This is a genomic window from Pseudidiomarina xizangensis, from assembly GCF_052541995.1.
The window spans coordinates 131,301-148,572 of record NZ_JBOBQA010000002.1 but is presented as its reverse complement, the minus strand read 5'-3'; the positions used below and the strand labels follow the sequence as shown (position 1 = coordinate 148,572).

Sequence of the window (17,272 nt, the reverse complement as noted above, 5' to 3'; positions counted from 1 at the left end):
CCGACCTAAGAGAACACGTTTTCTATGCGCTTAATTGCTGATTTAATACACCCGGCGTTACAGGATCTAACTGGCGATAAGCTTCATCGACAAGCGGTGCGCGGAATTGTGCTTCGTGACGACAAGATATTACTGCTTTATACCGAACGCTATGACGATTTTAGTTTCCCTGGCGGTGGTATCGATGAGCATGAAGATCATCTGTCAGCTCTAAAGCGTGAGCTTCATGAAGAGGCGGGGGTACTGGTCGTCGGTCAACCTCAACCTTTTGGTATGGTGAGTGAATATCAACCCTATTGGAAACCGCAATGGCCGATCATGTACCAGAAGTCTTATTGGTATCAATGTGATGTCGCAGTTGAGTCAGTGGCTACTAAAATGGAGCACTATGAAATCGCAAATGGCATGGGTCCGCAATGGATTAAGCTAGACGACGCGATTCGGCATAACGAAAAAGTACTGCGTGAAGCTCCCGCCACCATGGGGTTGTCGATTCATCGGGAAACCCGAGTGCTGAAACATTTGGCGGATGAGTTGAGTGTTGCTTAGTCGGTACAGTCGATACAGCGGGTGACCGCGGGGTCAAACTCGAGACGTTGTTTTGCAATTTCATCCCCACAAACAAAACAATAACCGTAATCACCGGTTTCGATGCGTCGCAGTGCTCCATGCAGTGCTTTAAGCCGTTGTTCATTGCGGCGCTGTTGCGCTAAACCCATTTGTTGACCTTGCAGGGCGTCCATCCGTGACAGTCGTCCCACGCGTGACTGATCGAGTTCTACGGTGGCGGTGTTATCGCTGGCGAGCGACTCGGAGATTTCAGCAATCAGCGTTTCGATGCGTTGTTTCAGTTGTTCAAGATTTAAATCACTGGAATTTGTCATGGTGACTATGTTCCTTATTGCGTGCCCGTGCCGCATGCAGCTTCTTGTAGCTATCGAGTAAGCGTTGATGCTTGTCGAGACCGTCCAGTTGCATGTTGGTTGGCGTTAGGCCAGAGAATTTAACCGCCCCGTCAACCGAATCTACGACTGCGCGCATGGTGTCGACCCCATACATGCGTTGCAGGTTATGCAGGAAGTCTGCCATTTGCAGCTCTTCATCAAGTTCAATCTCCAGTGTCGCTTGCATGGCGCGGTAGAAGAGTACCCGTTCGACGGTGTTGTCATTGTATTGCAAGAAGGCTTCGACCAGCTCCAGCGCTTCTTCATGACGTTGCAGCGCTAGATAAATTAACAGTTTGAGTTCAAGTAGGGTGAGTTGACCCCATACGGTATTTTCATCAAATTCAACACCAATCAAAGTGATAATATCGGTGTAATTATCGAGCTGGCTCTCTTCGAGTCGCTCGACTAAATCCTCAAGCTGAGCGGCGTCGAGTTGATGCAGATTAAGAATGTCCTGACGGAAGTTCAGAGCCTGATTGGTGTTATCCCAAACCAAGTCTTCAACCGGATAAACTTCGGAATAGTCGGGCACCAAAATCCGACAAACGGGAGCGCCGAGGTCATTGTGCTGGGCGACGTAAACTTCCTTTCCCATGTCTGTAAAGATGCCAAACAAGGTATCGGCTTCTTGTTGATTGGAGCCAGAAAAATCCCATTCACAGAAGTCGAAATCACTGCGTGAACTAAAGAAACGCCAGGAAATAACACCTGAGGAATCGATAAAATGTTCGACAAAGTTATTGGGCTCGGTGACTTCCATACTGTTAAAAGTTGGTGGTGGCAGGTCGTTAAGACCTTCGAAGCTGCGACCTTGTAGTAGCTCAGTCAGACTGCGTTCAATTGCCACCGCCATACTTGGATGGGCACCAAATGACGCAAACACACCACCGGTACGAGGGTTCATCAAGGTCACACAGGCGACTGGGAATTGTCCGCCAAGCGAGGCATCTTTGACCAGCACCGGATAGCCCTGGCTTTCCAAGGCCTGCACGCCCTCAACTAAGTGGGGATACTTGGCAAGCACCGCATCAGGTACGTCAGGCAGGGCAATTTCCTGTTCAATAATGTGTTTTTTCACTGCTCGCTCGAAGATCTCCGACAAGCATTGAACTTGGGCTTCCGGGAAGGTGTTACCGGCGCTCATACCGTTACTCAAGTACAGGTTCTCGATCAAATTCGAAGGAAAGAACACTGTCTCGCCATCGGAGTGACGCACAAACGGCAAGGCACAGATGCCGCGTTCAGTGTTGCCTGAGTTGGTGTCAACCAAGTGTGATGCGGACAGCTCGCCATCAGGATCATAAACTTCGCGACAATAGGCATCCAGAATACCCTCTGGGAGGCTGTCATCGGCATCTGGTTTAAACCATTTTTCGTTGGGGTAATGAACAAACTCAGCATTCGCGAGCTCTTCGCCGAAATACTGGTCGTTATAAAAGAAGTTGCAGCTTAAACGTTCAATGAACTCACCGAGTGCTGAGGCCAGCGCTGCTTCTTTGGTAGCACCTTTGCCATTGGTAAAGCACATTGGCGATGCGGCATCGCGAATATGTAACGACCACACATGAGGAACGATGTTGCGCCACGATGCAATTTCAATTTTCATACCTAGGTCGGCAAGGATCTGTGTCATGTTGGCAATGGTCTGCTCAAGTGGCAGATCTTTACCTTCGATGTAGGTGAGTTCGCTGCCGTCTGGTGCACCCATCAGCAAGGCCTGTGCATCCTCATCAAGATTCTCAACTACTTCTATCTGGAACTCAGGGCTCGTTTGGACCACTTTTTTAACGGTACACCGCTCGATTGAGCGCAAAATTCCCTGCCGATTCTTAGCGGAAATATCTTCCGGTAGTTCCACCTGGATCTTAAAGATTTGGTTGTAGCGGTTTTCGGGATCGACAATATTATTTTGCGACAAGCGAATGTTGTCAGTGGGGATATCGCGCGAGACGCAATAGACCTTAACGAAGTAAGCGGCACATAACGCTGACGATGCCAGGAAGTAATCAAACGGACTCGGCGCTGAACCGTCGCCTTTATAACGAATAGGCTGATCTGTGATAACGGTGAAGTCATCAAATTTAGCCTCAAGGCGCAGATTGTCGAGAAAGTTTACTTTAATTTCCATGGCGGGCTACCGAGGTTACGAATGAGGAGGTATGCCCGCTATTATCCCTGATAAGTTAGCGCTTTTCCATGCCGAAAGCTTCACGCATATTATTTGCAAAGGCGACTAACTTTTCTTTCATGGTACGTTTCACGGAAATTTCTACGGAACCAAGCAGCGACCACCCGGTGATAGTGATTTGCGGAGCCTGACGACCTGCCATTGAGGGCGCGTTATTTTCCGTCGAGCCAATAATATTAAACACTCGGCTCGATACATTGACGTTTTCTGGAATGAATATTTCGAGATTGCCAATCACGTTGGTGACATTAATTTCGATATTTTGATGTTGAAATATGGCATCAGTAAAATCAATCTTTGCAGAGCCCAGCACATCGACTACGACGATTTTTTTCGGTACCACCCATTGCCCGTCGCGCACGTTAGAGCCGAGAATACTGATTAATTTGTCATCCACTGAATTCCCGGATGCGGCATAATTGGGTGTGAATGAGCGTTCTTTTTTGTCGTCGTAACTGGTGTCCGCCTCAAGTGGTAGATCAGCAACTAAGTCGACTAATTCTTGATGGGTGTCGGTTGCCATAGCTTCATCAAGCCGGCGCTCAAAAGCTTCGGCGGAAATAATAGCACGGCTGTAGTTGACGATGAGTTTGTCGACGGTTTCTTCGCGGACTTGCTCAATTGGACGATCTTCGAGTTTAACAGGCATAGTTGTTCCTTATTATTCGAGCCATGCTAAAATCTATGCAATATAGGTGCCAAAACTTAACGCACTGTATTTATAGCATTTATTTATAAACTTCAGCTGTTTCAGGTAGGCAATTTAACCAACTATAGCCAAAAACCACAAAATAGTGTCAAAAACCTAACGTTTTCCGTTAATAGCCTGGTATTCGTTGGCACAGGGGTAGCGTTGCGAATTCATGGCAACCACCTTGATTAGGTATTGGACAAAGATTAACGGTAAAAAGCGATGATAAGAACGATCTTTTTTGTTATATTCCCGTTACTTTAAACGTCTAAGTTTGGATCAACTTTTATGAGCAAGAAAGGCATTGTTATCGGCGCTGTGGTAGTGGCAGCAGGACTCTCCATTACTCCTTACTTTATTGGTTCGCAAACTGAGTCTGCAATTCAAGATCAGGTTGCGCTTTTTGATAGTTCGCAGCCGGTTTACCAAGCGCGTGTGGTCAGGTATGACCGTGGTTGGCTCAGTTCCAATGCCCTGATTGAAGTCGGGGTCGATCTAAACGCTTTGGGTTTCAGTGACGAAGTCGAAGCTAGAATGGCGACGTCGGAGTTTCAGCTGTCGTTGCAGCATGGCCCCATTTTGACCGACCAAGGTTTGTCGCTGGGGCTGGCATCCTGGCAGTTAACCAACGTCGGCCAAGGCCTTGAAGACTATGTTCAGTGGGACAAAGAGCAACCACTTTACTTGCAGCAAGGCAGCGTAAACCTAGCTGGCAAAGCAACCTATCACGATGTCATGCCACAGCTGAATAACAACACCAATACTGGTGAGGTTAGCTTTGCTCTGGCTGAATATGTAGGACAAGGGAGCTACGATGGCGAAAATTTTACTTATAACGGACTCTTTTCTGACTTGGTTTTAAGTGTGGAATCGGTGATGCTCGAACTGCGCAATGCCAAACTTGGCATGTCGGCCAACGCGACCATTGAAACCATGTTGCGAGGAGAATTCTACGAAGGTACTGGTGAACTTACGTTTGACTCGTTGGTGGTAACCACAGCTGAGGTTGGTGAGGTTGTCGGGGTGAATGAATTAGCAATGGATTACATCACATCCGTTACTAATGAGACCAACGCTGAGACTACCCTTGCCCACATGAGCATGAATTATGCTGCTACGAGTTTGCGGATAAATGGCGTCGAGGCAGAAAATCTTCGTTTCAATACTGCTATAAACAATATTGAGAAGTCATTCTTAGATAGCTATTTAGAACAAATGCGAAACAGCTACGATGGTGATCCACAGCAGTTTTCCGCGATGATGTCAGAGCTGTTTCAAGCTCAAGGGTTGGCGTTATTACAAGCTGAACCCGAATTAGCGATTACGGAATTTAGCGGTATCCTGCCGCAGGGTGAGTTTCATGCTAATGCGGAGATGTCAGTAGCGGGCGTAACGGCCTTACCACAATCATTCGGAGATAATGTTTTTTGGCGCGAACACATGCGCGTAAACAGCTATGCGACGGTAGCGAAGCCATTGTTGCAGTGGGCGGCAAAAAGCTATGTGTACATGAGTTTGGTCAAGACTAGACAAGCCAGCGAACTGACCGCCGAAGAGTTAGAGCAGATTGCGGCGCAACAAACAGCAATGATGATTGAGGCATCTATCGAGCAAGGTATGCTGCGCGAAGAAGATGATAACTACGTATTCGATCTTACTGTTGCCGACGGTGTCGTCACTATTAATGGCCAATCGACCCCGTTAAACCAAGCCATGGCTGGAAAGTAAACTCGGGAGTAAAGGCGGCAACTAATGCCGCCCTAAATTTGCCCAAGCGGTCATTTTTCTGTATGATCCGCGGCCTCTGATGGGCTGCTGCCCAAACTAATTACCAACTATGGAGTTTGGGCCCTTGTTCCTGCTTACGCCACCCTAGACGTAACAGCTTTCTCTTCTTTAATTCGTCGACGCTTAGTGTGGCTGTTGATGCAGTATCTGTTTCTAATTTCTTAACTTAACAAGTGATGACAACTATGTTTAAGACCATTCAAACTCAATGGTTCTCGAATATCCGTGGCGACCTGCTCGCGGGTATCGTAGTGGCCTTGGCGCTTATCCCTGAGGCAATTGCCTTCTCTATTATTGCTGGCGTGGATCCAAAAGTCGGCCTTTATGCATCATTTAGCATCGCAGTTATTATTGCATTTACCGGTGGTCGGCCGGGCATGATTTCTGCCGCTACGGGGGCAATGGCATTACTAATGGTCACGCTCGTCCGTGACCATGGTTTAGAATATTTGCTGGCGGCGACCTTATTGACCGGGCTGCTGCAAATTGCTGCAGGCTACTTAAGACTTGGTGAATTAATGCGGTTTGTTTCGCGTTCCGTAGTCACTGGGTTTGTCAACGCTTTGGCGATTTTGATTTTTATGGCGCAATTGCCAGAGCTAACCAATGTGACCTGGCATGTATACGCGATGACGCTAGCTGGACTTGGGATTATTTACCTATTCCCCTATGTACCTTACGTAGGTAAATTACTGCCATCACCGCTGATTTGTATTATCAGCCTGACTCTTGTTGCTATATTTTTCAATATCGATATTCGTAACGTGGGCGACATGGGGCAGTTACCCGATACACTACCGATTTTTCTTTGGCCTGATGTTCCGCTGAATCTTGAAACCCTGGGTATTATTTTGCCGTACTCTGTCGGTTTGGCAGTTGTTGGTTTGCTGGAGTCGATGATGACCGCAACCATTGTTGATGACCTGACAGATACAGAAAGTGACAAGAACCGTGAGTGTAAAGGTCAGGGTATTGCCAATGTCGGCGCTGGTCTGCTTGGTGGTATGGCCGGTTGTGCGATGATTGGTCAATCGGTGATCAACATAAAATCTGGCGGACGTACGCGATTATCTAGCTTGTTGGCCGGTGTCTATCTTCTGATAATGATTCTGGTGCTCGATGAGTGGCTGAAGCAAATTCCAATGGCTGCTTTGGTTGCTGTTATGATCATGGTTGCTATCGGTACCTTTAGCTGGGATTCATTGCGCAAAATGCGCAAGCATCCGTTGTCGACCAATATTGTAATGGTGACCACGGTGGTGGTAGTGGTAGCTACCCATAACCTGGCCATTGGTGTCGGTGTGGGTGTGTTACTGGCTGCTATGTTTTTTGCTAATAAAATTGGCCACTTCATGCATGTTAGTTCGTCCATAGATGACGCCGGAACAGAACGTCAGTATCACGTAACAGGTCAAGTTTTCTTTAGTTCTGCAGATAAATTTGTCGCTTCCTTTGACTTCAAAGAAGCAGTCGATAAAGTAGTGATTGATTTAACGCGTGCGCATTTCTGGGATATCACTGCCGTGGGAGCTTTAGATCGAGTCGTACTGAAATTCCGTCGTGAGGGTGCCGATGTAGAAGTGCTCGGCCTGAATGAGGCAAGTGCAACAATCGTTGACCGCTTTGGCGTCCATGATAAACCTGGCGCTACTGACGAAATTATGGGCGGCCACTAAGCCGCAGGAGAACAAGATGTCTTATGTAATTGGATGTATAGATGGTGCCACAGCCAACACGGCAGTCTGTGAATACTCAGCGTGGGCAGCGAAACAATTGACTGCGCCACTGATGTTGCTACATGTGCTAGAAGATTCAACTTTAGAAGCTAGTACAGATATTACCGGTAATATTGGTCTTGGTACGCGTGAGCACTTATTGGAGCAACTGGCTTTGCTTGACGAAGAACGCGCCAAGTTAGCGTTAAAGCATGGCCACATGTTACTCGAACAAGCTGAAGAAAAGGTTCGCAACACAGGTGTAACCGATGTACACCAGCGGCAACGTCACGGTGAGTTGGCGGACACTTTGCTTGATATGGAAATGGATGTACGTCTCGCCGTGCTTGGTCTGCATGGCGAAGACTCGGTGAATCAAATGCATAAAGTTGGCAGTCATCTCGAAACTGTGATTCGCACCGTGCACCGCCCGTTGCTACTGACACCCGATGAATTTCAAGAGCCGAAAAGCGCAATGCTGGCATACGATGGCAGCGCCACGACTAAAAAAGGCATTGAACTGCTGGCAAAGAGTCCAATGTTTAAGGGTATGCCAGTGCACTTGGTGATGATTGATGCAGAAACCGCTGACAATCAGGAGCGTCTGGATTGGGCAGCTGAACACCTTCGCGCGGCCGGGCACGAGGTCGAAACTAAGCTGTTAGCCGGTGATGTTGAAGAGAGTTTACACAAGTACCAAACCGAAAATAGCATCGACATTATGGTGATGGGTGCGTTCGGACACTCGCGTATTCGACAGTTTCTGGTCGGTAGTACGACCATGCGTATGTTGCAGGAAAGCACAACACCAGTGCTGGTGCTGCGCTAACTTAGTTATAGCCGAGAACGCATCAAGTCACAGCTTGACGTGTTTGGAAGCGCGGGTCTAAATAGGCCCGCGTTGCCATTATGTGTTGCAAGCGTTGCAGGGCGACACCAATATCCTTAAAGCTGGTGTAAAGCGGGGTAAAGCCGACACGTAAATAATTCGGCGCACGAAAATCAGCAATAACCTTGTACTCAATCAACGCCTGACAAATGGCATAGGCTTCAGGGTGAGCGAAGGATAACTGGCTACCACGGTGAACCGAGTCAGTCGGCGAAATGCAGTCAAACTCTTGTGCCAGACCTGTTTCAGCAAGCAGTTTCAAGAACACTCCAGCCAGTTGCACAGATTTGTCGCGTACCTGCTGCATCGATAGTTTAGCAAAAACCTCTAAGGCCGCATCGACAGCACTCATGGCCAGAATCGACGGCGTGCCACTCAGCATTTTCTCTATACCTTCAGCTGCTGCGAACTCTGCGTCAAAAGCAAAGGGCTGAGCATGACCGAACCAGCCGGACAAGGGTTGGGTGACGGTTGCTAAATGTCGCTCAGCAACATAAATAAAAGCTGGCGCACCAGGACCACCGTTCAGGTACTTGTAAGTACATCCCACGGCAAAGTCAGCTTGCCACTTATCGAGTTCTACGGGTACCGCTCCGGCGCTATGGGCCAGGTCGACAATAACCAATGCACCGACGGCATGAGCTTGTTGAATAATCTCAGCCATAGGTAAGCGCCGACCACTACGGAAATTCACCTCGGTCAGCATGACGATTGCGGTGTCAGTGGTAATATGCTGAGCAAGGTGAGTGAGTAAATCAGCCTCCTCGGCCAACACCAGCTTACAATTTTCAGCACCAACCAGTTGTTGTAACCCCTGCACCATATACAAATCGGTCGGGAAATTATCCGCGGTAGACAGTACCTGGTTCCGTGTGTGACGCGACTCACCTCTTGCATCGAGCACCGTAAAGGCAGCACTTAGCGCTTTGAACAGATTAATGGATATGGAATCACAACAAATTACTTGTCCGGGCTGTGCGCCAATTATCGGACCTAGTTTGTCACCGACTACGCGTGGCAGGTGAACCCAATTGTGTTGATTCCAGCTACTTATGCCATCTTGTCCCCATTGTTGTGCGGTGACTTCAGCTACCCGGCGTTGGGTTGCGTGAGTTAGCAGGCCCAATGAATTACCGTCTAAATAAACCGTATCTTCTGGGATGACAAAGTGATCGCGTAGATGGGCAAGCGGGTCAGCGCCGTCGCGATGTTCAAGCTCAGCGAAGTTGATTTCAGTCATTGATGGATTCCAAAGTCGTCAGCAGTTGTTGCCAGGCTGCTGTGCCTGGGTGAACCCAGTCAAAATGACCTGCTTGGTCTTGCAAGACCAACTCCACTAAGTTGTGGTCGGCATAGTCTGTGGCCTGTTCGATAGGTACGATGCTATCCGCTTTGCCCTGCAGTAAAGTGACATTCAAATTTACCGCCTGGGTGCTTGGGTTAGCTGTTTGCCAATCCTGCGCTGTGGCGTCTGCCATAAATTGCGCTCCAGCTTGTTGGCATCCGCCATCAGCAGCGGTGTAGCTGGCTAGGTCGGTGATCGCTGCGAGCCCCACAACATGGTCGATGGTGTCTGGGAAGGTATTGCCAGCAAGTAAGGCTAAATGGCCGCCGGCACTATGGCCCATGGCGATAACTTTACGCTGTTGGAGGTGTAAGCTTGGGGCTTCACCCAGGGTTTTTAGCGCTTGCTGAATATCGTGCCAGGTGCCTGGCCAACCACCGCCATTATCACCGGTGCGGCGATATTCTATCGATGCCACTGCATAGCCGGCTCGCTGTAAGGCGCTGGTTGCAGCGTAGGTGTGTTTAATGTCATAGGCATTTAACCAGCAACCACCGTGAATAAAGATGATCAATGGCGTAGTGGCGGTTCCACCCGACCAGAGTTCAATAAACTGCAATGGGTCATCGCCGTAGTTCAGACGCCGTTCTGAAGCTTGAAAATGGAGTTCTGTTACCGTGGAATAAGGCACATTTGCAGCCACTTGGGCGTTGGTGTCGGTTGTGGCAAAGGCGAGCAGTGGCGTGAGCGCAATGCTCGCGGCCACCGCTGAATAAAGAAGTTTATAAGAACGCATGAACGACCTAAGTTTTTAGAGGGTTTATGAAAAACGTTTTTCGATAGCTTGGTGCAATTGTTTCTTCATGCCCAGCATGAACACAACTTCGGCAACCACAAATAGGGGGCCAATCGCTAGTCCCATGATGTCATCAACAAATGCTGGTTTACGGCCTTCAAAATAGTGACCGATAAATTGGAACACCCAGCCCACGACGAATAAGCCAATACCCCAACTAAGCCATAGGGTGGTGGAAAGTGCCGCTACTTGAACGCCGAGTAGTACTGTCAGTGCAAGAAGTACTGCCATCAACCATCCTAATACGCGGTCAAGACGCAAGTAAAAGAACGAGGCGGCCACGGCAACCAGCAAGGCTGGGCTTAAAAACCACCCGTCAAATGCCCAATACGGTCGCGACAGTAGAATTTGCAAGGCGATGACAATCATCGGAATACCGACCAGATGAGTCGCAATATTACGGCGGTCACGATGATAGGCGGCGTAATCAGCTAAATGATCCGTTATTGTTTTCATAATCTTGCCCTGTCGCAATTGTGCTGTCAGTATAATGGTTTGCCGTCTACTATAAATAGAAAATGCACTGAAGGGAAAGTCCATGCGCGATAAATTGGAGCGTCGCTCGTTTTTACTTCTACTGGTACTGGTGAGTATAGCTTTCGGATTCATTTTAGAACCTTTTTTTGGTGCCATCTTTTGGGCTTGCGCGGTCACGGTTATTTTTGCCCCCATGCAGGGTTGGGTGTTAACAAAAATAGGTGATCGCCCGAACACCGCCGCTGGTCTTACGTTATTGACCTGCATGGCAATCGTGGTAATTCCGGTTATTTTCCTCAGTACCGCTTTCGTCAAAGAAGGCATACAATTTTATCAACGCGTGGAAGCTGGTGAAATTGACCCCCGCCAAATTTTGCAACAGCTGCGCGATGCCTTTCCGTGGTTTGATCGAGTACTGGTCGAGCTTGGTGTTGATACCAGTAATTTACGTGAGCGCATTTCAACTAGTTTGGTGAGTGCGACACAGTTTCTGGCAAAAGAAACCCTGAGTATTGGTCAAAATACCTTTAGCTTTCTTATCAGCTTAGCGTTGATGATGTATTTGACCTTTTTCCTATTACGCGACGGCAGCAAGTTGATAAAACTTATCGTTCGCGCCTTGCCATTAGGTGATGATCGAGAAGAAGCGTTATTCAAAAAATTCGCTGAGGTAACCCGCGCAACGGTAAAAGGAAATTTGGTGGTGGCCATTGTGCAAGGTGCACTGGGTGGGTTTATTTTCTGGATCCTCGACATACCCGGACCTCTGTTGTGGGGTGTGGTGATGGCCTTCCTGTCGCTTATTCCTGCGGTTGGCGCTGCCATTATCTGGTTTCCGGTGTGTTTGTACCTGTTTGCCACAGGCGACTGGGTAAGCGGTACCGTGTTACTGGTTTATGGTGCGGTGGTTATTGGACTTGCAGATAACGTGCTACGGCCGATTTTAGTTGGCCGTGATACCAAACTGCCAGATTACATTGTACTGTTTTCCACCATCGGTGGTATCACGATTTTTGGCATCAACGGCTTTGTGATAGGCCCGTTGGTTGCAGCATTATTCATGGCCACCTGGCAGATCTTCATGAAAGACTTTAACGGTGAGCTTTGAGCATTTAATTAGTCAAGATTGGGGCGGTGGTAGCCGCCCTGGATACCTTCTTTACTAAATACCCACTGCCAAAGTTGTAGGTCTCGAGCACGGAAAGCACCTGCACAGGACAGTAAGTAGTAACGCCACATACGTTTGAAGGTGTCGTCATAGCTGTCACTTAACTGTTCCCAGTTGCGCTCAAAGTTTTTACACCAGGCCATCAGCGTACGATCGTAATCAGCGCCAAAATTATGCACATCTTCTGTGGTGAAATGCTGGCGCGAGGTCTCGTCAATATGCGCCAGACAAGGTAACTCGCCGTTTGGGAAAATATAGCGATCTATCCAAGGGTCGGTGCCGCGTTCATCGCGATTACGACCGATGGTGTGCAGTAAAAATAGTCCATCGTTTTTCAGGCATCGGGCCGCAACTTCCATAAAACTCGCGTAGTTTTTTTGCCCCACGTGCTCGAACATACCGATGCTGACGACTGCGTCAAAAGGCTCGTTTACTTCGCGATAATCCTGCAACCTAAACTCTACTGGTAACCCTTCACAGAGTTGCTCGCCTAACGCGACTTGTTCTTTAGAGACCGTTACACCGACACAACGAACACCGTAGTTCTCGGCGGCGTATTTCATGAAGCTGCCCCAGCCACAGCCAATATCGAGTACTTGCATACCTGGTCGCAATTGCAGTTTACGGCAAATGAGCTCCAGTTTGTCGCGTTGTGCATCCGCTAAATTATCGGCCTTATGCCAGTAACCGCAGGTGTACACCATGCGTTCATCAAGCATAGCTCGGTAGAGGTCATTGCCTAGATCGTAGTGATGCTGGCCGACTTGAAATGCACGTTTACTGCTTTGCAGATTAAGTAACCGTGCTTTTAGGTGGTGCCACAAAAAGAGCATGGGTTTAATTTGCTCGCCGACTCTCGCGCGTAGTACGCGATGAAAAAACTCATCTAATTGTTCGCAGTCCCAGTCGCCCTGCATGTAGCCTTCGCCAAGGCCCAAGTTACCGCGAGCAAGTACATCATTCAAAAGCTTAGGTTCATGCAGTTGCATATCCCATGGTCGGGAACCATCGATACGAATATCGGCACCGCTAAGTAACTCTTCAATGTATGTCCTCGTCTGCATGATGGCTCCTTTAATGGCTGTGATAAGTTTAGCTTAGCTGGGTTAAAACGCAGTCTATCCTAGCAAGTGTTTTAGCATAGCGCCAAGTAGTAAGTGTTTTAGTATAAAGCGAAACGTTCTAGACTTTGGTCAGTGCAAAACGTATGGTTTCAATAAATTCATCGAAGAGGCATTTTATGCGCAATAGAACTGTCGCCATGTTTGCTGGTGTGCTTTTTAGCTTCGGATTGCAAGGCTGTGCAACTGCGCCGCAAGGATTGAGTGCAGAACAACTTGCCGCCGCCGGGCAAGTGGAGTTTATGCGGCCCTACGAGCTATCACGCATTGATGTGGAATTTATTAGTGTGGGTTCGGTACGTGGTGAGTCTTGCGCGAGTCATGTGCTTGCTGATGAGGCCTCGCAGGATGAAGCGTTAATGCAAATGAAGCTTGCTGCCGCAGAACGCCAAGCCAATCGAATTGTACTCAAGCGTTGCCTACAAGATGATGAAGGTGGTTGTAGTTCGCGTTGGTGGTGTGAAGGTGATGCTTACCAAGCGATGCCCTTGCAGTAATCGAAATAAGGAGTTGGCTATGCGAAATGCACAACGTCCAATAGATCTGATTGGGCAAACGGATATGATTCGTGTCCGGTCGTTGTCGGAACTTACCGGTTGTGACATTTGGTTGAAGTTGGAATCACAAAATCCCGGCGGTTCAATTAAAGATCGTGCCGCGTATCAAATCATCAAGGATGCCCTCGATAGCGGCGAATTAGAGCCGGGTATGACAGTGGTTGAGGGCACTGCTGGCAACACCGGAATAGGTTTGGCAATCGTTGCTCGTTCGTTTGGCTTGAACATGCTGGCGGTTATGCCTAATGACCAATCGCCGGAAAAGGAGCGGATGATTCGGCTGCATGGCGCTGAATGTAAAACCGTAGACCCAGTGCCATTTCGCAACGAGAACCATTTTTATCATACCGCCCGAAGGTTGGCCGAAAGTCGCGATGACTACTGGTGGGCGAATCAATTTGAGAATACCAGTAACACGCGTGCCCATTACTTGGGAACTGGACCGGAAATTTGGCAGCAAACCGAAGGTGCGGTGGACATTTTGGTTTCGGTTGCGGGTACGGGAGGGACCATTGCAGGCTCGTCCACGTACTTGAAGGAGCGTAATGAAGCAGTTGAGGTGTGGCTGACCGATCCTGACGGTTCAGGTATTTTTAGCTTTCTGCAGCAGGGTGAGTATGTTGCCACAGGCAGTTCGTTTACTGAGGGCATTGGGATCATGCGTCTGGTCGAGAACTTCAAGCAAGCGCGTATAGATGCGGCAGTGAATTTACCTGATCAGGACTTGTATGCGTTATCACGTTATGTCCGCGACCACGATGGCATTGTACTGGGCAGTAGTTCCGCGCTGAATCTCGCTGGTGCTATGCAAGCGGCCGCATTAAATGGTCCGGGCAAAACCATCGTAACTTTTGCCTGTGACTTGGGTGAACGTTCAGCAAGTAAACTCTACAACGAGACCTTTCTGCGCGAACGCGGTATCGCGTTAAAGCCTGAGTCAGCAACAGAGTTGTTGGCGCGCTACCGTGACGAGGATGAGCGCGTTTGGTACGCGGCGACTAAGTAAAACTAAGGCGCATGCGGTAACCATCGGCGTGCCCGGGATAATAATCTGTGAGTACGTCGATCACTTCAAAGTCGTAGCGGCGGTAGAGCTCTATCGCTGCTTTATTGTCGACTTTGACTTCCAGAGATAAAGCGCGCGCAGCATGCTGTTTGGCATAAGTTAAAGAATGTTCCAAGAGTTGTCGGCCCACCCCTTGGCCACGCGCTTGTGCGGCTACGGCAATAGAGTAAAGCCGCCATACGGAGCTGTTTTTACGGGTCAGCAATAAACTGTAGCCCAGTAGCGTTTCAGGTTGTTGCGGCGCGGTGAGCACGAACACATGTGCCGAGGTGCCTTTTAGCAAACGTTGAAAGCTGCGCTTACCGAGCTGGCTATAGTCAAAGGTGGCGGCTTCAAGCGCGACCAGTGCATTGATATCACTTAGTCGCGCAGGGCGAATTGAACTGGTCATTACTTCTCGTCGAGACGCCTCGCAAAGTCACGCATAACAATGTGGTAAAGTTCATCACCAAGTAACAAGTCTTCAACACCTGAATCGATCGATGGGTTGTCGTTAATTTCGATGACCACGGGCCCTTTATCGGTGAATTTCATATCCACACCGTAAAGTCCGTCACCAATCAATCGTGTCGCTTGCAGGGCTGTTTTAACGATGTCTTTTGGTACCTGATGCACTCCGACGGTCTCGAATCCACCGGATTTACTACGACTGGTTCCGCTGGCATGGTTATAAATTTGCCAGTGGTTGCGGGCCATATAGTATTTACAGGCGTAGATAGCGCGATTATTCAATATACCAATGCGCCAATCAAACTCAGTTCGAACGAACTCTTGTGCCAAGAGAATGGTCGACTTTTTGAACAAGTCAGCTGCAATGGTCCTAAGTTCATCTATGGATTCAGCTTTTTCCACCCCGATTGAGAATGAGCCATCTGGAATCTTTAGCACTACCGGATAACCCAAGCGGTCGCCAATGGCTTGGTAGTCGATATCCTGCTGGCTCAGAATGAGCTCTGTGCGCGGTGTTGGAATACGGTGTTTATCCAGCAACTCTTTCAAGAATACCTTGTTTGCACATTGCAAAATTGAATGGGGCGCATCAATAACCACCATGCCATTAGCTTCGGCTTTTTTCGCGAAGTGATAGGTGTAATGACTTATCCGGGTAGTTTCCCGGATAAACAGCGCGTCGAACTCCAGCAAACGGTTGTAGTCGTCTACGGTGATGAGTTCGGCATCAATATCTGCGTCTTTTGCAGCCTTAATAAACTTCTGTAAGGCCTTTTTGTCACTGGTCGGAATCGGTTCGTTCGGGTCATATAAAATCGCTAAATCATAGCGGTATTCTTTTGGCGCGCGCGCTTTACGCCATACACGCTTACTGAAGCTATCCAGTGAATCACCAAAAAAGGTCTGTTGCTGGTCATCTAATTCGGTCAGATTTCCGGCATAAAGGTTATGAATAAACCAGCGCCCCTGATAGCTAAGCTCAACCCAAATGATCGGACACGGATAGAGGTCGAAAATTTGTCGGGCAAAATTCGTTAACTGCGGATCTTCGGTTTGGCCAAAACAAATGAGTATGCGATGGCGTTCACTTGGCGACTGCTGAGCTAAGTATTTGCTGATTTGCTTGTCGGTATTTGCGGGCAGCAACAACTGATAGTGCGAAAAATTCGCCAAGTCGTTGATGGTGGATACTGACGGGAGTACCCGTTGTCCGCGTGCTTCAGCCAGCAAGCTGACGTAGTAACCGGTAGACAAATAGCTTAAATCACCGCATAAGTTAAGTAGTTGCGGGCGCGCTTTAGCGTCTTGCTGCAACAAATAGTCACTTGCGGTGACAATGGACTGACTGGGGTAATAAGGCTGCCAATCAGTAATCGAATCAAGAATAATTAACGCTGCATTTTGCATAGAAACTCCGCACCAGAATTGCGCGCATATTTACGGCTAAATTTACGAAAATACAAGCAAAATTTTCAATATTGCCTCAGAAAAAAGGGTAGCACATCAAAACAAGTGCGCTATCCTTAAATTATATCAATGTGTTCAATATTTTGAGGAGAGTTTGCATGCTCACGTTACTAGCGCGATTGCTCCGTGCCCTGAACTCGGAGTCGGGAGCCTGGGCATTAGCAATTGCCTTTGTACTTGGGATGATGATGGGATTCACGCCACTTTGGCGGGTCCACAATCTGATTATTCTACTCGTTGCGTTATTGTTTCGTGTGAACCTCTCCGGCTTTATTCTTAGCTTCGTGATTTGTTCCGGTCTTGCTTTTCTTCTTGATCCGGTATTCCATCAGGTCGGCTTTGCAATACTCTCGGCCGAGGGCTGGCAACCGGTTTGGCAGGCCATGTACGATTCCGCGTTTTGGCGTGTCGTGCAATTTCATCACACCATAACTTTAGGTAGCCTCATAATTAGTCTCGCCTTTGCGCCGATATTAGCCGTCGTAAGTTTTTGGCTGGTGAGCCAATATCGTCGGCGCATTCAAACTTGGTTCAATAAGTTGCGTATCGTGCAAGCGCTGAAAGCGAACCGATTCTGGGCTATTTATTCGAATTTGAGAGGGTAATA

Annotated in this window: 17 protein-coding genes; 8 read left to right on the top strand and 9 right to left on the bottom strand. The window is 48.4% G+C overall.

Features of this window, described 5'->3' with window-relative positions:
* Positions 1-24 precede the first annotated feature (24 nt).
* Positions 25-549, top strand: coding sequence for an NUDIX hydrolase (locus tag ACQ5ES_RS08080; RefSeq protein ID WP_445015662.1), 525 nt, complete (start codon positions 25-27; stop codon positions 547-549).
* Here ACQ5ES_RS08080 and ACQ5ES_RS08075 read toward each other — a convergent pair.
* Genes ACQ5ES_RS08075 through ACQ5ES_RS08065 form a run of 3 tightly spaced genes read right to left on the bottom strand, consistent with a single transcriptional unit; the run spans position 546 to position 3,784 of the window.
* Positions 546-884: a TraR/DksA family transcriptional regulator gene (locus ACQ5ES_RS08075; RefSeq protein WP_445015660.1), complete on the bottom strand. Its 339-nt coding sequence runs from the start codon at positions 882-884 to the stop codon at positions 546-548. The two genes, ACQ5ES_RS08080 and ACQ5ES_RS08075, sit on opposite strands and share 4 nt — an antisense overlap.
* Positions 868-3,075, bottom strand: a complete 2,208-nt coding sequence (locus ACQ5ES_RS08070) for an OsmC domain/YcaO domain-containing protein (protein ID WP_445015658.1) — start codon at positions 3,073-3,075, stop codon at positions 868-870. Before ACQ5ES_RS08070 ends, ACQ5ES_RS08075 begins: the two co-directional genes overlap by 17 nt.
* Positions 3,076-3,130: 55 nt before the next feature.
* On the bottom strand, positions 3,131-3,784 hold the full coding sequence (locus tag ACQ5ES_RS08065) for a DUF1707 SHOCT-like domain-containing protein (protein WP_445015656.1): 654 nt from the start codon (positions 3,782-3,784) through the stop codon (positions 3,131-3,133).
* A gap of 330 nt (positions 3,785-4,114) precedes the next feature.
* Here ACQ5ES_RS08065 and ACQ5ES_RS08060 point away from each other — a divergent pair, with 330 nt between their 5' ends.
* The 3 genes from ACQ5ES_RS08060 to ACQ5ES_RS08050 all read left to right on the top strand — a co-directional run bounded on the left by ACQ5ES_RS08060 (position 4,115) and on the right by ACQ5ES_RS08050 (position 8,158).
* Positions 4,115-5,554: a YdgA family protein gene (locus ACQ5ES_RS08060; RefSeq protein WP_445015654.1), complete on the top strand. Its 1,440-nt coding sequence runs from the start codon at positions 4,115-4,117 to the stop codon at positions 5,552-5,554.
* Between the two features lie 245 nt (positions 5,555-5,799).
* Positions 5,800-7,290, top strand: coding sequence for a SulP family inorganic anion transporter (locus tag ACQ5ES_RS08055; RefSeq protein WP_445015652.1), 1,491 nt, complete (start codon positions 5,800-5,802; stop codon positions 7,288-7,290).
* A 16-nt stretch (positions 7,291-7,306) separates the two neighbouring features.
* Positions 7,307-8,158 carry a universal stress protein gene (locus tag ACQ5ES_RS08050; protein ID WP_445015650.1) on the top strand — a complete coding sequence of 284 codons (852 nt, stop codon included), beginning with the start codon at positions 7,307-7,309 and terminating at the stop codon, positions 8,156-8,158.
* A gap of 22 nt (positions 8,159-8,180) precedes the next feature.
* Here the strand turns inward: ACQ5ES_RS08050 and kynU are convergent, their stop codons facing one another.
* From kynU to ACQ5ES_RS08035, 3 genes are read right to left on the bottom strand one after another with little or no spacing between them, the layout of a single operon-like run.
* On the bottom strand, positions 8,181-9,449 hold the full coding sequence (kynU, locus tag ACQ5ES_RS08045) for a kynureninase (protein ID WP_445015822.1): 1,269 nt from the start codon (positions 9,447-9,449) through the stop codon (positions 8,181-8,183).
* Position 9,450: 1 nt separating this feature from the next.
* Complete coding sequence (locus ACQ5ES_RS08040; RefSeq protein ID WP_445015648.1) at positions 9,451-10,299, bottom strand: alpha/beta fold hydrolase; 849 nt, start codon at positions 10,297-10,299, stop codon at positions 9,451-9,453.
* Between the two features lie 24 nt (positions 10,300-10,323).
* Positions 10,324-10,815, bottom strand: a complete 492-nt coding sequence (locus ACQ5ES_RS08035; protein WP_445015646.1) for an Mpo1 family 2-hydroxy fatty acid dioxygenase — start codon at positions 10,813-10,815, stop codon at positions 10,324-10,326.
* A gap of 82 nt (positions 10,816-10,897) precedes the next feature.
* Here ACQ5ES_RS08035 and ACQ5ES_RS08030 point away from each other — a divergent pair, with 82 nt between their 5' ends.
* The gene (locus ACQ5ES_RS08030; RefSeq protein ID WP_445015644.1) at positions 10,898-11,944 is read left to right on the top strand and encodes an AI-2E family transporter; all 1,047 of its coding nucleotides are present in this window, start codon (positions 10,898-10,900) and stop codon (positions 11,942-11,944) included.
* 8 nt (positions 11,945-11,952) lie between these two features.
* On the opposite strand, the gene cfa is transcribed toward ACQ5ES_RS08030, so the two are convergent.
* Positions 11,953-13,068, bottom strand: coding sequence for a cyclopropane fatty acyl phospholipid synthase (gene cfa / locus ACQ5ES_RS08025; RefSeq protein WP_445015642.1), 1,116 nt, complete (start codon positions 13,066-13,068; stop codon positions 11,953-11,955).
* A 176-nt stretch (positions 13,069-13,244) separates the two neighbouring features.
* Here cfa and ACQ5ES_RS08020 point away from each other — a divergent pair, with 176 nt between their 5' ends.
* On the top strand, positions 13,245-13,622 hold the full coding sequence (locus ACQ5ES_RS08020) for a hypothetical protein (RefSeq protein WP_445015640.1): 378 nt from the start codon (positions 13,245-13,247) through the stop codon (positions 13,620-13,622).
* A 19-nt stretch (positions 13,623-13,641) separates the two neighbouring features.
* Positions 13,642-14,688 carry a cysteine synthase A gene (locus ACQ5ES_RS08015; RefSeq protein WP_445015638.1) on the top strand — a complete coding sequence of 349 codons (1,047 nt, stop codon included), beginning with the start codon at positions 13,642-13,644 and terminating at the stop codon, positions 14,686-14,688.
* Here ACQ5ES_RS08015 and ACQ5ES_RS08010 read toward each other — a convergent pair.
* A complete protein-coding gene (locus ACQ5ES_RS08010; protein WP_445015636.1) occupies positions 14,681-15,139 on the bottom strand; it encodes a GNAT family N-acetyltransferase in 459 nt (152 codons plus the stop codon). The two genes, ACQ5ES_RS08015 and ACQ5ES_RS08010, sit on opposite strands and share 8 nt — an antisense overlap.
* Positions 15,139-16,605: a RimK family ATP-grasp domain-containing protein gene (locus tag ACQ5ES_RS08005; protein ID WP_445015634.1), complete on the bottom strand. Its 1,467-nt coding sequence runs from the start codon at positions 16,603-16,605 to the stop codon at positions 15,139-15,141. The genes ACQ5ES_RS08010 and ACQ5ES_RS08005 overlap by 1 nt, the downstream gene beginning before the upstream one ends.
* A 158-nt stretch (positions 16,606-16,763) precedes the next feature.
* Here ACQ5ES_RS08005 and ACQ5ES_RS08000 point away from each other — a divergent pair, with 158 nt between their 5' ends.
* Entirely contained in the window at positions 16,764-17,270 is a 507-nt protein-coding gene (locus ACQ5ES_RS08000) for a TIGR03546 family protein (RefSeq protein WP_445015632.1), read from the top strand.
* The last annotated feature ends 2 nt before the right edge of the window (positions 17,271-17,272 follow it).